The following is a 13,621-nucleotide window of genomic DNA, read 5'->3' on the forward strand; positions in this document are numbered from 1 at the left end:
AACGGCAATCATGGATATTAACTGAAGCGAATGCCAGTAGGATGAATCCTGGTTACTGCTGTAGTTCACCATGAAGTTTTCTCGTTCGGTTTCGGTTGCTCTACTCCACTACATCATGCTGGCCTTAATTATGCTGGTGGGTTTGGGGTTGCGGTTCTGGCATCTGGCTGATAAACCGCTGTGGCTCGATGAAACCATTACAGCAGTGTTTGCCATGGGACGGGATTATCAGGAAGTACCGACCGGGGAATTTGTGGGATTGGAGGCGATCGCCCAATTCTTCACCCTCAATCCTGAGACGACCTGTCCAACCATTGCCCAACGCCTGATTCGCGACTCCAGCCATCCCCCGTTGTTCTTCTGCCTGCTGCACCAATGGCTGGTATGGCTTCAGCCCAATGCGGAGAACTGGATTTGGGGATTGCGATCGCTTCCAGCCCTATTTGGCACAGGGGCGATCGCGGCTCTCTACCTACTCAATCGCATCGCCTTTTCTCCTCCTGCGGGGTTGATGGCCGCTGCTCTGATGGCAGTCTCACCCTATGGGGTCTACCTTTCCCAGGAAGCACGGCACTATACATTACCGATTTTGCTGATTAGCCTCGCAATGCTCGGTTCCGTTCTACTCGTGCAAGATTGGCTGGCACAGCGAACCCGCGCCTGGGTATGGCTCGGGTGGTTGGGTGTTAATGTGTTGGGCTTGTACGTCCACTATTTCTTTTTACTAGCTTTAGTAGCTCAGTTGGCATCGCTCATAGGCATGTGGCTGCTATATCGGCATGCTGTACCCCCAAGAACGGGTGTAATGCTGGGGTTGGCGATCGCCCTCCTCATCCTTGGATACCTGCCCTGGATTCCGGTGTTGCTTACCCACTTCAGCCGTCCTGAAACCGAGTGGTTAGGCCTATCTTCTGGTTGGGGCTACCTGGCTCCCCTTTATCAGGGGCTCGTTGGTTGGATCATCATGCTGGTGATGTTACCTGTGGAGCGTCAGCCGTTAGCGATCGCCATCCCCCTGGGTCTGTTGATGGTCGCCTTCTTCTTTTGGGTTGCCCTGCAAGCCTTCCGTGGCTGGCGAAATTTTAGCCATCAATATCCAACCCATCCAGCCCTGTGGCTGATCACCACCACTACCTTGCTGATTTTGCTGGAATACCTGGCGATCATCTATGTTTTGGGTAAAGACCTCACCCTCGCCCCGCGCTACAATTTCGTCTACTTCCCTGGCCTCTGGGCACTATTGGCACTGGCGCTGACGCAAATTCCCCCTCAACAGATACACCTGCGCAGAGCCAGGCGTCGGTTGGGACAAGCACTCAATGCCGCTCGTTATACACCTGTCCTCGCGATCGCCGCTGGCCTGCTCAGCAGCATCCTGGTGGTTCATAGCCTTGGTTTTTACAAAAGCCCTGATCCAGAACCCGTTGCCGCACAAATTCTCGCCGGAGATCCTTGGCAAGATTCAGCACGTCAACAACCTACGGCGATCGCCTTCCACTACCCAACCCCTCAGGAACTCGCGTTAGATCTGAGTATTGCACTGCGTTTACGGGTTGCAACGCGGGCCCAAGATGGGAAAGTAGCGATCGCCTTTCTTCCCTATGAACCTAACACAGCCCCACGCTGGCAACCGCTTCCGTCCCTTCCCACCAGCATCTCCCCTCCCTTTCACTTCTGGAACTTCGCAGGCCCAAAAGCACCCACACTGCCAACAGAATTGAAAATTCCCACAGCGACTCAAACCCAAGTGAGTTGTAGCGTGAATCCAGCACAACCCAACAACCTTTTTGGTATGCCCTATCAGCGTTACCGTTGTCCCTCCTAAAATGGTCACACTCTAACGTAACTTCAGTTCGGGATAAGCTGAAGTGCTTAGGAGGTTTCTGCATAAGAATTTACCCAGAATGTTGGTGCTTTGCCCGCTTCGCGGGCAAAGCACCAACATTCTGGGGGTAATTTCATTACTGGAAATCTCCTTATTTTGGCGTGCGCTTCGCGCACGCCAAAATAAGCGTTTTCGAGTGCCGCGCGTTGCGCGGCACTCGAAAACACCCTTAACCCAAACTCAGGTTAACGTAGTGGCCGGTTTAGCTGAGAATGTTTGCTTATGGTGTTAACCTTTCGGCAAAACCCGCCCTTGCGATCGCCACGAATCGCTACAAGGACGGGCCTGAAATGTATTTTTGATGTGATGTTAAGAGACGAGCAAAACCCATCCCTACCGACGCTTACTACCCTTCGGCTCTTACAGTGCTTTGCGCTTGAACCAGCCACGGTTATTTTAGTGAGCGCTGCGGAGCACAGCGCTCACTAAAATAACTAGATTTTAAGCGCTTGAAAAGCGCTGTAAACATTGCGCAAGCGTGTTATTCGTCCATTTGCCACGGTTGTTTGTTAAATGCCTCATCCAGCACCTTTTTAGGCCGCATTACAAGCAGCAGACGACCCAAAATTGGTTGGGCAGGTGCATCTGGGAACCAGTTGACTTCCAGAGCATTTCCCTGCTGCACCAGGAAGTAGGCAAACTCGCTCCACTGGCGATCGGCCCGGTCAATTAGCACCAACACCTCTTCGTTGGCGTCGGCAATTTCCCCTGGCAACTCGTCCGTATTCATCAGTAGCGCAACCGGATCCTCCGCCGCAAACACCGACTGCCATCCCGGCAGAGCCACCCAGGCTCCTGCCCCCGAAAATTTCACCAGACGGAACGCTCCTTCCTCCTCCAGAATAGGCACCGCCTTAAAATCCTCTACAGTCAGTGGCATCTTGCCCACCACAGGTACCATCCGGGGTACCTCGCTCTCCGTTTCCAACCGATAGGTCGGCATCAGAGGAGCCTTTTTCATGCGGGTCACGGTAAAATCCGTCAGCAATTTTTCAATTTGCTGGCGAGCCGTGTCACTATCCGCAAACCGCAAGCCTAAGGCAATCAGGCGCGATCGCTCCTGCAAATCTCCCTGCTGCTTGGCCAGCTTCCAATAGTGATAGGCCACCGCATCGGCCGGGTAGGTAGGAAAGGCATCCGGCGGTGCAGATAACCGCGAAAAATCCTTCAATGCCCGGGCGACTTCCCGAGCCCCTTCTGAATCCAGGTTCTTCTCCACGACCAGCTCAGCCGCCGCAACGCGATCGCTCACCCCCAAAATCCGAAACTCATAGAGGCTATCACTCCCCGTGCGCTCAAAGCGGGTCTGAACTCCCTCAGAAACCCCCTTCTCCAGAATGGAGCGATACACCTGCGCTGCCACAATCAACTGATTCTGATGAATCGGCTCAATCCCCGTCCCTTCAAAAATCTGTTGCGGTGCATAGGCGGCCTTCTGGAGCCGCTGGCATCCATCCCCCCAATTCAGCCAGGTGCCTTCTTTACGACGCAGGGATAAGAGCACTTCCTGGGCTTCTTCCTCGCTGAGCGGTTGGGTTTGCTGAAACTCGGATGGCGTGTTGGTCATGGTGAGAAGGCGATCGCCTGAAAATTATTTGGACAGAACCGCAGAATTCTGGGTATGTAAAGCACCTGAAAACCCGGCACTCCCTCATTCTGCCTACTTCAGGACTTTTCTTCAACCCGTGCTTGACGAATCTCTAAATCTCAGGCATCATAATAAAGCACACGCGGGGCTATAGCGCAGTTGGTAGCGCATCTCAATGGCATTGAGAGGGTCAGCGGTTCGAATCCGCTTAGCTCCATTAAAACTTAAAAAACAGAGAGGGGAGGAGCAATACACCTCCCCTCTCTGTTTTTTTAAGCATTATGGGCATGGTGTATACGTCCAAAACGCTTGTTTGAAACAGGACTTATGCATTTGTGTTGTGTGTGCTTCGTACACTACACACAACACAAATGCTCTAAATATGGCGGACTTGCGTAAGTTCTGTGAAAAAGAGATTGGGCTGACCGTTAAGCAGGCTTCATCCCCGTTCTACACTGAGTGAGGACAGAACAGTCCTGGTAGTTTAGGGTCAAACTCATGGCATTGAAACGGGTTTTAGTAACGGGTGCCACTGGAAAAACGGGTTCTCTGACGCTGCAAAAGTTGCGGCAACACCCCGAGGAGTTTGAGGCGATCGGGTTTGCTCGCTCCGAGGCGAAGGTCAAGGAATTATTTGGCTCAACAGAGGGCTTTTTCCTGGGGGATATTAAGGACAAAGCTGCTTTAGAACAAGCGTTCAAAGGATGCCAGGCTCTCATCATTCTCACCAGTGCCGTTCCCCGAATGGCCGCCCCTCCCCAACCGGGAGAACGCCCCACCTTTGATTTTGAACCCGGTGGTATGCCAGAAGCGATCGACTATGAGGGTCAGCGTAACCAGATTGATGCCGCGATCGCCGCTGGGGTAGAGCAGATCGTACTGGTTGGCTCGATGGGAGGTACTCAGTTGAACCACCCCCTCAATCAACTTGGGCAGGGCAATATTCTGGTGTGGAAGCGTCGAGCAGAGGAGTACTTAATCAACTCTGGGATTGATTACACCATCATTCGAGCGGGGGGGTTACTGGATCAACCGGGCGGACTGCGGGAATTGCTGGTCAGTAAGCAGGATGTATTTTTGACCCAGGCTCCCAACGGCATTCCTCCTTCTATTCCCAGAGCCGATGTGGCAGAAGTTGCTATACAGGCCCTGCAAGAACGGGGAGCCCGAAACAAGGCCTTTGACCTGATCTCTAAACCCGCAGAAGATCCCTCTGCTTCGGTCACTAAGGATTTTGCTGCTCTGTTTGCCCAAACCTCACCTGGACTGTGATAACAAGTAAAGTTAAATGCTTATGATGGAAAGTGGCGCGGCGCTTTGCGCCCCGCCACTTTCCATCATAAGCATTTGACCCGAGATGGTATGAGGGACAAGGGATCTGTTGCCTACTGGAGGTGGGCAATTTTCGGGCTTCAAAGCCGAGAGTGTACGCCGGTCGGGTGTATGCTCTCGGCTTTGAAGCCCATAATGAGAATTGCTGTGCTGTCTTAGTTGGGTTTGCAGGCTTCTAACAGTTCTCGATAGACTACTGCCAGTTCGGGAAGTTGGTAGTGAGCATTCAGTCCACTGGGGTTGGGTAATATCCAGATTGCCGTTTCACCAATTGTCTCTGCCTGAAGTCCCATCCCTGTTTTTGGCTGGCTAAATGCTGTTCGATAAGCACTCACCCCTAACACGGCAAGAACCCGTGGTTTGTAATGCAGCACCTTCTCCGTAAGCTGCCGCTGCCCCGTTCGCAAATCTTCCAATGTCAATTCATCGGCTCTTGCCGTGGCGGGGTCAGCAATATTGGTAATGCCATAACCCAACTTCAGCAAATCGCCATCCTCTGCGGGGCTATACAGTCGGGGTGTAAAGCCTGCTGCATAAAGTGTTGGCCAGAAGCGATTTCCAGGGCGGGCAAAGTGATGTCCTACGGCGGCACTATACAGGCTGGGGTTGATGCCACAAAACAGCACTTTGAGATCCGGGGCGATAACGTCGTGCATGGTTTGGCCGATGCACGACTGAATTTCGGCTTTTGTGGGTTTTGGAGGGGCAGTCATCCGACGAGCTAACACAATAGATTCGCTAGTGACACCCTAACAAATATTGCTTGAGGAGGGCGATCGCGCCATTTCATTACTCCACCACAGTCGGAGTCTTCCGTACCCGACGAAACTGCTTCGAAAGGTCTTCGATGATGTCATCAATGCCCAGCTTTTTCCCAGACACCTTAGCTGAGTGGTAAGCCAACCGAGCAGCCGCGTAGGCTTCACTGCCTGCCAGCATCTGGGTATCTTCTAGAAGCTCTTGCAACTGGCTGACGGCTTGCAGAATTGGATTTAATGCCTCGTATAGGGCAATATCACGGCGAGCTTCTTCAACATCTAGATGGCGAGGCATTACATCGCTATGTTGAGCAGCCATATCGAGCGATCGCATGGTGAACGTTTGTGTCTTACGCCCCATTTTCGTCAGCTGACGTCGCTCCTGGGTTGATAAGCCTACCAGGAAGGGAAGCTGTTCACGAATAGTTTTGAGAGCCGTGATGATCGACTCAATCTCCTGGGGAGTTAACGTAGCATCAATCGTCTGACGTGCCATATTTGAATGGCCTGAAAGTGGAGTAGATGCACCTAGACGCGCATTCTTTGAACAATGCCTTGAATTGAGATGTTTTCAACTCCGTGCCGATACTGAAAAATTATTTCAGGCAAAAATAGGAATCCGCAAATCACGAAAAGAGAGCTAACAGATACTCCTTTTTACTGCATTGATTCTACTTTCAATTGCATTAACTCTATTTGAGATTGTATTGCATCAATTTTTAACCGCATCGACTCCAGTTCCAATTGCATTGGATCTATGGCTATCCCATCTAAACAATTTTTACCTGTATCAGCTCTATTTTTAACGACATCGATTTCATAGTGGGTCGAATCGATGGCAATCAGAACTCTATCCATGGAGTCCTAGGTAGAGCCGACAAGCTTTTTGATCGGTAAATACTCATTTTTTGTCTACTTGGGCTTCTCAAAACAGCTCATGAAACCTCACAGGAATGCAACTCCCTTGATTTATTTGCTCTTTGTATGGTTTTGAGTGTAACTTTCAATAAAATTACTTGATGACCTTAGCTCAGAACATGAGTAAGGTCAGATCACTTTAAAGTTGGAGTTAGGTTGATTCAGACTTACTGGGAGTGTGCTTGTGATACCAAAGTTGAGCGAGACAACCATTCGTCGCCACACGATTGCCCAATCCTTTGAACGGGGGCAGGTTTACTATCGCAACGGTTCCGTCTACTCATTAGTACAACGCGGCAATACACTATCTGCCAGAGTTGAAGGCAGTGAGGCGGCCCCCTACCAGGTCAATATTCACTTCGATAAAGGCGGCATAACCGGCGCAACCTGCACCTGTCCCTACGACTATGAAGGATGGTGCAAACACATCGTTGCGGCCCTCCTAACCTGTTTGCATCAGCCTGAACAGATAGAACAGCGTCCTGAGCTAATGCAACTGTTGACTTCCCTGAGCCGCGAACAATTACAAACGATTGTGCAAAATCTCGCGCAGGAGCAACCCGACTGGATGGATGCCATCGAAGCTCAGATTGTTCTGCTCACAGCCCCCAAAGCTGCATCACTCAGGAAAACAACCCGTCGCACAACCATCGATCCAAAACCTATTGAACAGCAGGTTGAACGCATTATCATGAGATACTCCGAGCAATGGAATGATGAGCCTGCCTTGGATGAAATTCGGCAGATGATGCAGAAGGCCGCTGCGTTTCTGGAACAGGACGATGGCAATAGTGCGTTGATCATTTTGGGGGCCATTACCCGCGCCTATATACAAGATTGGATGAATTTAGATGGTTCCAGTGGGAATAGTGGGGCCTTCTTTGAGGAACTGGACGATGCTTTGACTGAAGCTTTTTTGAGTGCCGAGTTATCTAACAGCGATCGCCAGCAATGGCGAAAGGATTTGCAAACTTGGCGAAAGGAGGCTGAAGATTATGGCATTGATAGTTTTGAGATGAGTCTGACAGCTTTAGAACAGGGCTGGGACTACGAGCCACTTCAGCAGGTTCTGCAAGGGGAAATTACAGAACTGGGAGCGTGGGACGATGAAGCACCGGACTTTGCTGATGGCCTGGCCCGCATTCGCCTGAAGATTTTAGAACGCCAGGGCAAATATGAGGAATACCTGCATTTTGCCGAAGCGGAAGGACAGACCGATCGCTACCTGTGGATGCTAGCCAAATTGGGACGCACGGAAGAGGCGATCGCCCAGGCCCAGCAGCAAATGAGCACGGTGGAAGAAGCAATGACATTGGCGCAGGCTCTCCGAGAACAGGGGAAACTGGAGCAAGCCCTCAGCATTGCAACTCAGGGTTTGTCCCTTGATGGATATGGCAAACATCAACTCGGCGTTTGGGCAAGTGAGCTGGCTGAGGGGATCAATCTGGATATTGCCCTAGAAACGAGAGTCATCGCGTTTCAGGCTCAGCCCTCCTTAGCAGATTATCTGAAGCTACAGGAGTTGGCAGGCGATCGCTGGCCCTCTCTACGGCAAGAATTGCTCACGGTCTTACGGCAGGACATGACGTACCAGAGTAAGAAAGCAAAAGCCGCTATTTTTGTGGAAGAAGGATTGATTGCAGATGCGATCGCCACAGTAAATCAACTCAGCTCCCATCAATCAGAGATTATTCATCCTGTGATGGATGCCGCAATTCCCCATCGGCCCGACTGGGTGCTTGAAAATGCTCGTCGTCGTGCCGAGTCCATTATGAATGAGGGAAAAGCGAAGTATTACTACCATGCAATCAACTGGTTGCATAAAGTTCGGGCTGCTTATCTTCAACTCGGACAACAGCAAGAATGGCAACGGTATCACACCGAGCTGATGCGACTTCATGCTCGTAAACTAAAGCTGATGAATATGTTGAAGCAGCGAGATTTGATGTGAATCCTATAAAAATAAACAAGGCGACGATACAATATGGCCTCATCACCTGAGTCAAAAAAGATCTCGACGCTTGCTCAAATCGCGGAACAACTTTATCAAGGCAACGATTTTAATATTACTCGCTTAACCAGCCTCAAAAGCCTGTGTGCAGATTCCTAAGGATCAAAAACAAAATAACCTGTAATTCTTTTTGTGAGAGGGGCGGCGAAGCCGCCCCTCTCACAAAAAGAATTACAGGTTATTTAATACACGATCCTAAGCATTGGAGCCTGTATCACTTTGGGAAAACCTTAGAGGAATGGCGCGACAGTCAGAAGAAGCGCCCTCAATCATCACAGAAGAAGTCGTAAGCTGGAGGTGTAGGATTCGGAGGCATTCCCTTCTTTATCTCACCCCTTGATATTAATACTCTGATATACACCCTAACCATTGATGGTGCGGTGTCTATTCCTCTGCTGACCGAATCAGCGCGGCAAGCTCTTCAGCAGGAGGCAGAGAGTTTTCACTATGAACCCGAGGTTGAAACTATTGGGGGTGGCGATCGCATTGTCAGAACAGAATATAGTTCCTGTAACCAATTTCCTGATGCTGGGCTATATCCAGACTTCAAACAGGCGTTTCAAGACTTGATGGATCAGGCGTGTAATGGTCTAGTTGAGTACCCTTTCACAACACCCTTGCAATTCACAGAGCTGGTATTGCAACGGTATCTACCAGGCCAGTTGGGAATTACCCCCCATCGAGATAGTTTGAGGGCAATTAATCTAATTGCCCTGGTTAATCTGAGTGGGCAAGCTGAGTTCTATCGGTGCGATGACCGTCAAGGTAGCAATGCCGTTCAACTCGACACCACACCCGGCAATGTAATTTTTCTGCGCGCTCCTGGTTTTCTCAATACATCCGTGCGCCCGTTTCATTTTGTCACCAACATTCAATCGACTCGCTATAGCCTGGGCTTGCGTCAACGGCAGGGTGTAACGGTCACGAGCTGAGTGCTTTCGTCGATCGCAACCTTTGCCAGCCCAAATTGCTCAATCACCCAGGCATTCGTAGTCAAGTGGGTACTGACTTCAGCGACTCGATACTGGCTGGGTTGTGACGCTAATGCGGCCGGGAGAAGAAGCTGATCCGCGAGGTGAACGTCTACGGGGGCTCCATTTTCGTGAAACGCGAGAAGTTCCTGGGTGGCGATCGCTGCCACCTCTTCAGCAGGTAATCCGAGTTTTCCAACGGCCCCAAAGCCCGTCCGAGTATGTTCGTACTCAGCCATCAGAAAAACCCCCGCTCCGGGGCCAACCCCTCGTTCTCGTCGCGGTTGTATCTGGGCTTTGAGCTGTGCTTGCTCCAACAAAGTTTGTGCTCGGCTTGCCATCCGTTGTGGAATATGGGACGGCAGTTCAGTAACGATCGCCAATCCCTTAACCTGCTGCAATGCTCCCCGTTCCAGTAGTTGAAGAGGTTTGAGCGAACCCACACCCGCACCATTACCGCTGACTTGTAAATTTAACTCACCCCCGCCCCGTGGATACCAGCCCCAGGCCGCAAGTTCTACCGTTGCCAGCACTCCCATCTGCTGTAAGAACGGAAGGTAGACCTGTTCAATGTAAGAAGCGGGCGGGCTCCACGCGACGAAAGTACCGCCCTTTAAAGTGACAAATGACTCCCCTTTCGCGAGTGCCAGGGGTAGTAGAACCGTTTGTAGAATCAGGGTGACGGCTCCAGCAGAGCCGGTTCCCAGAGTTTCAGTGACATCAAAGGTGTACTCTCCAGCCTGAACAGCTCGGCCGGGGATGAATTCTAACTGGGTAGAACCGACGCGATCGCCTGTAATTTCTGCCTGACAAAGTGTCGCAGCCGCTCGTACTCCCGTTAAATGCTGAATCGCTAATCCTGGCTTCGCCCGTTTTGCTCGGATGCGATCGATACGAATTGGTTGCCCAGTGATCGCCGCCAAACTTAAGCTGGTACGAAGGATTTGTCCTCCCCCTTCTCCATAAGAACCGTCAATTTGTAGCATCTTAAATATCCAGAATGACTTGTGCCATCCAACCCGCATCTGTTTTTTGAAGCTGAAATTGATGGAGCGTGACGGCTTTGACATCAACTCGCTGATGATGGCGATCGTTATCCAAGCGTTCTCCTTGAGCAGTGGCTGTTAAGCGATATTCAGATTCTTTTGCTTCAATCTGAACCTGCTGTGCCCGTAGTAATAACAATTCACTGTCCTTGTAATAAACAAATTCCTGCAAGAAGTTAAACAGCAAGAGATCCAGTTCATCGTTTTCAAGTTGAAACGTACGTGTTTCAGTAAGCGCGATCGCCTCCAGGTTATCAATCATGGTGTTGATCACAGCATCTCCTGCAGATTTAAATACTTCTTCTAAATCGTCTCCCCAGGCATGGAAGGCAATATCAGCCGTCGCGATATCTTCAAGAAATTCGTAGGGCATGGTACTTACTCTTGCTCGCAGGATTGGAGGCGATCGCAAATTTCAGGTTTCTGTTGGGTGATGTGTTTGCCAATGAAAACGATTTCTGTGGGAGAGGGATCAAAAGGTTCTAAGTCCCAGCGTCCGGCAACAAAGTTGAACAGGTGTGTACCTTCAGGAAATTGCACAAAACCTTTGGCTCGATAGACATCAGCCCTCAGAGAATCGGCAAATTCTGTGAACCGGGCGGGGTCATAAACCGCCTGGGAGGTGTAGCTAAAGGACTCAAACTCGGGTTGGTGATGATGGTGGAGCGCTGCTTGTAAGCGTTCACGCCCGATGCCAAATAGCAGATCGGGGTCAATCTGACAGCGAACCGTAGGGATGATGGAAGCGATTTCGTTGATTGTGTGGAGTTTGTCGGTAACCGTGACCCATTCCTCTTCAGAAACGAGATCGACCTTATTGAGAAGCAAGATATCTGCGGATTCAATTTGAATGCGGCCCGTATGTCCCACCTGGGGATACTTCACCATACCGTCCGCATCAATGACCGTAATTACGCCATCCAGTCGTACCTGGGGCAAGCTTTCTTGAATATCAAATACCAGAGCATCCGGTTCTGCTACGCCTGTTGTTTCTACTACAAGGTGATCTGGATTCACCGTTGCGATAATTTCATCAACTGCCGCTTCAAATTCACCTAGTAGCGAACAGCAAACACAACCACCACCCAAATCTGCCATTTCCACATTCTTGCCTTGCAGAATTTTTGTGTCGATCGCAATCTCCCCAAACTCATTCATCAAAATGGCAATTTTGCGGGGCACCACTGTCAGAATGTGTCGCAGTAGTGTTGTCTTACCACTTCCCAACGGTCCCGTCAGCACCGTCAACGGTGTACGTCCTGGCATACATTACCCCTTCACGTTACCAATGGGTGTTAATCGGGCGACCCGTTGGCTAATACCCGCCAACTCTGCCGCTTCAATCACTTCGTCGACATCCTTATAGGCTCCTCCGGCTTCCTCGGCCAGCCCTGCATAGGAGGTGCTGCGAACATAAATGCCTTTTTGCTGCATCTCCTTCTGAAGCTGCTGTCCTTGCCAGGTTTTACGAGCTTTCGTACGGCTCATCGTGCGTCCGCTGCCGTGGGCAGTGCTAAAGAAGGTTTGATCGCCTGTAGATACTCCGGTGAGCAAGTACGAACCTGTTTCCATGCTGCCACCAATAATCACAGGCTGTCCTGTCTCCTGATACCGAAATGGCAGGTCAGCCATCCCAGGGCCAAAGGCACGAGTCGCACCCTTACGATGGACGAGGAGCGATCGCTCCTGACCATCCACCATGTGTTTCTCTAGCTTTGCCGTGTTGTGTGACACATCGTAAACCATGTGCATACCGAGGTCTTCGGGCGATCGCTCAAACACCTGCGAAAAGACTTCACGAATGCGATGCAAAATTACCTGTCGGTTGGCAAACGACATGTTAATACCACATTTCATCGCAGAAAAGTAGGCTTGTCCTTCAGGAGAGTGAAAGGGAGCACAGGCCAATTCGCGATCGAGAATTTTGATACCGTACTTGCTTTCCATAACCTTGAGAAAGCTTTGCAGGTAATCCGTTGCAACCTGATGCCCAAATCCGCGACTACCGCAATGAAACATCACCACCACCTGATCGGGGCGGGTGATCCCCATTGCTTTGGCTAACTCTTTATCAAAAATATTCTCCCGTTTAGCCACCTGGATTTCTAAGTAATGATTTCCCGAACCCAGTGTGCCAATTTGATGAGCCCCGCGATCGATCGCCTTTTCACTAATTTTGTTGGCATCGGCTCCCTTTAAGCAGCCCTGCTCTTCCATTAATTCCAGGTCTTCTTCCCACCCATAGCCATTCTGGATGCACCATTGTGCCCCTTGCTCCGCTACCTTGCGGAACTCATTTCGGGACAACTTGACGAACCCGGCACTACCAACCCCGGCCGGAACCCGTTCATATAGCTTATCAATCAGTTTTTTGATGTAAGGTTTGACTTCCTTGTAGTCGAGATTGGTCGTGACCAACCGCATTCCACAGTTAATATCAAACCCAATGCCACCGGGGGAAATCACGCCTCCCTGATCCACGTCCATAGCCGCCACGCCCCCGATCGGAAAGCCATAGCCAAAGTGGCCATCGGGCATACACAAGGCATATTTGGTGATTCCGGGCAGGGTCGCCACATTGGTGATCTGGTCGTAGACGGCGTCATCTAATTCCCGAATCAGTTTCTCAGTGCCATAGATCCGTCCAGGCACACGCATTCCACTCTTGTAGGAGACTGGAATTTCCCAGATGACATCCGAAATTTTGTTTAAGACATCAACGGGAGCCATGACTTTACCTCGTGGGCTGAACAAAGGGGATTTCACTTATGGATGGAAATGCTGAGCTTGAATTATTACTCAGCTCAAAATCCCCTTGGATCACCCAAATTGTTGCAATCTAGAGGGACTGCCTATAGTTTCCAGAGCCTCGATAAAAAGCACCTCTCTCTATAGGTTCATCCGTTGAACATCACCACGAGTAGATTTTTTATGCAGCACGGTTACTTCACAAACGAGCTGTTCTTAGGAAAGTTACATTCAGAGATCCGGTATTTTCAGAAGTAGGTTGAAAAGCCCTAGAAAGGATTGATGCTGCATACGTAGCATCAATCCTTTCCAAGGCTTTCGGTTCTCGGAAACATGCTGCTCTGCTCACACAATTCAAAACTAG

General features: G+C 50.4%; 12 protein-coding genes and 1 tRNA gene. 5 read left to right on the forward strand and 8 right to left on the reverse strand.

Annotated elements, in window-relative coordinates; genetic code table 11:
* Positions 1-70: 70 nt before the first annotated feature.
* Complete coding sequence (locus tag NDI52_RS10570; RefSeq protein WP_190770663.1) at positions 71-1,825, forward strand: glycosyltransferase family 39 protein; 1,755 nt, start codon at positions 71-73, stop codon at positions 1,823-1,825.
* Positions 1,826-2,366: 541 nt separating this feature from the next.
* Here NDI52_RS10570 and NDI52_RS10575 read toward each other — a convergent pair.
* On the reverse strand, positions 2,367-3,452 hold the full coding sequence (locus NDI52_RS10575; RefSeq protein WP_190770664.1) for a RuBisCO accumulation factor 1: 1,086 nt from the start codon (positions 3,450-3,452) through the stop codon (positions 2,367-2,369).
* Between the two features lie 165 nt (positions 3,453-3,617).
* On the opposite strand from NDI52_RS10575, the gene NDI52_RS10580 reads away from it, so the two are divergent.
* Positions 3,618-3,690: transfer RNA gene (locus NDI52_RS10580), tRNA-Ala, on the forward strand.
* A gap of 281 nt (positions 3,691-3,971) precedes the next feature.
* Positions 3,972-4,745, forward strand: coding sequence for an SDR family oxidoreductase (locus NDI52_RS10585; RefSeq protein WP_190770665.1), 774 nt, complete (start codon positions 3,972-3,974; stop codon positions 4,743-4,745).
* A 215-nt stretch (positions 4,746-4,960) separates the two neighbouring features.
* On the opposite strand, the gene mug is transcribed toward NDI52_RS10585, so the two are convergent.
* The 3 genes from mug to NDI52_RS10600 form a co-directional block, all read right to left on the reverse strand.
* Positions 4,961-5,518 carry a G/U mismatch-specific DNA glycosylase gene (mug, locus tag NDI52_RS10590; protein ID WP_190770666.1) on the reverse strand — a complete coding sequence of 186 codons (558 nt, stop codon included), beginning with the start codon at positions 5,516-5,518 and terminating at the stop codon, positions 4,961-4,963.
* A gap of 76 nt (positions 5,519-5,594) precedes the next feature.
* Positions 5,595-6,059: a hypothetical protein gene (locus NDI52_RS10595; RefSeq protein WP_190770667.1), complete on the reverse strand. Its 465-nt coding sequence runs from the start codon at positions 6,057-6,059 to the stop codon at positions 5,595-5,597.
* A gap of 161 nt (positions 6,060-6,220) precedes the next feature.
* Positions 6,221-6,421 carry a hypothetical protein gene (locus tag NDI52_RS10600; RefSeq protein WP_190770668.1) on the reverse strand — a complete coding sequence of 67 codons (201 nt, stop codon included), beginning with the start codon at positions 6,419-6,421 and terminating at the stop codon, positions 6,221-6,223.
* Positions 6,422-6,665: 244 nt separating this feature from the next.
* Here NDI52_RS10600 and NDI52_RS10605 point away from each other — a divergent pair, with 244 nt between their 5' ends.
* Together NDI52_RS10605 and NDI52_RS10610 are read left to right on the forward strand one after the other, a co-directional pair.
* Positions 6,666-8,432 carry an SWIM zinc finger family protein gene (locus NDI52_RS10605; protein WP_190770669.1) on the forward strand — a complete coding sequence of 589 codons (1,767 nt, stop codon included), beginning with the start codon at positions 6,666-6,668 and terminating at the stop codon, positions 8,430-8,432.
* 440 nt (positions 8,433-8,872) lie between these two features.
* Positions 8,873-9,424: a hypothetical protein gene (locus NDI52_RS10610; RefSeq protein ID WP_199307870.1), complete on the forward strand. Its 552-nt coding sequence runs from the start codon at positions 8,873-8,875 to the stop codon at positions 9,422-9,424.
* On the opposite strand, the gene rtcA is transcribed toward NDI52_RS10610, so the two are convergent.
* The 4 genes from rtcA to NDI52_RS10630 are packed head-to-tail and all read right to left on the reverse strand — an operon-like array spanning position 9,394 to position 13,239.
* Positions 9,394-10,449 (reverse strand): RNA 3'-terminal phosphate cyclase, encoded by a 1,056-nt coding sequence (rtcA, locus tag NDI52_RS10615; protein ID WP_190771841.1) that lies wholly within the window; start codon positions 10,447-10,449, stop codon positions 9,394-9,396. The genes NDI52_RS10610 and rtcA overlap by 31 nt on opposite strands.
* Position 10,450: 1 nt before the next feature.
* On the reverse strand, positions 10,451-10,882 hold the full coding sequence (locus tag NDI52_RS10620; RefSeq protein WP_190771842.1) for an archease: 432 nt from the start codon (positions 10,880-10,882) through the stop codon (positions 10,451-10,453).
* A 5-nt stretch (positions 10,883-10,887) separates the two neighbouring features.
* Complete coding sequence (locus NDI52_RS10625; protein WP_190771843.1) at positions 10,888-11,775, reverse strand: GTP-binding protein; 888 nt, start codon at positions 11,773-11,775, stop codon at positions 10,888-10,890.
* A gap of 3 nt (positions 11,776-11,778) precedes the next feature.
* On the reverse strand, positions 11,779-13,239 hold the full coding sequence (locus NDI52_RS10630) for an RtcB family protein (RefSeq protein WP_190771844.1): 1,461 nt from the start codon (positions 13,237-13,239) through the stop codon (positions 11,779-11,781).
* Between the last annotated feature and the right edge of the window lie 382 nt (positions 13,240-13,621).

The sequence above is a fragment of the Leptolyngbya sp. PL-A3 genome (assembly GCF_039962325.1).
Taxonomy (GTDB): domain Bacteria; phylum Cyanobacteriota; class Cyanobacteriia; order Elainellales; family Elainellaceae; genus Vacuolonema.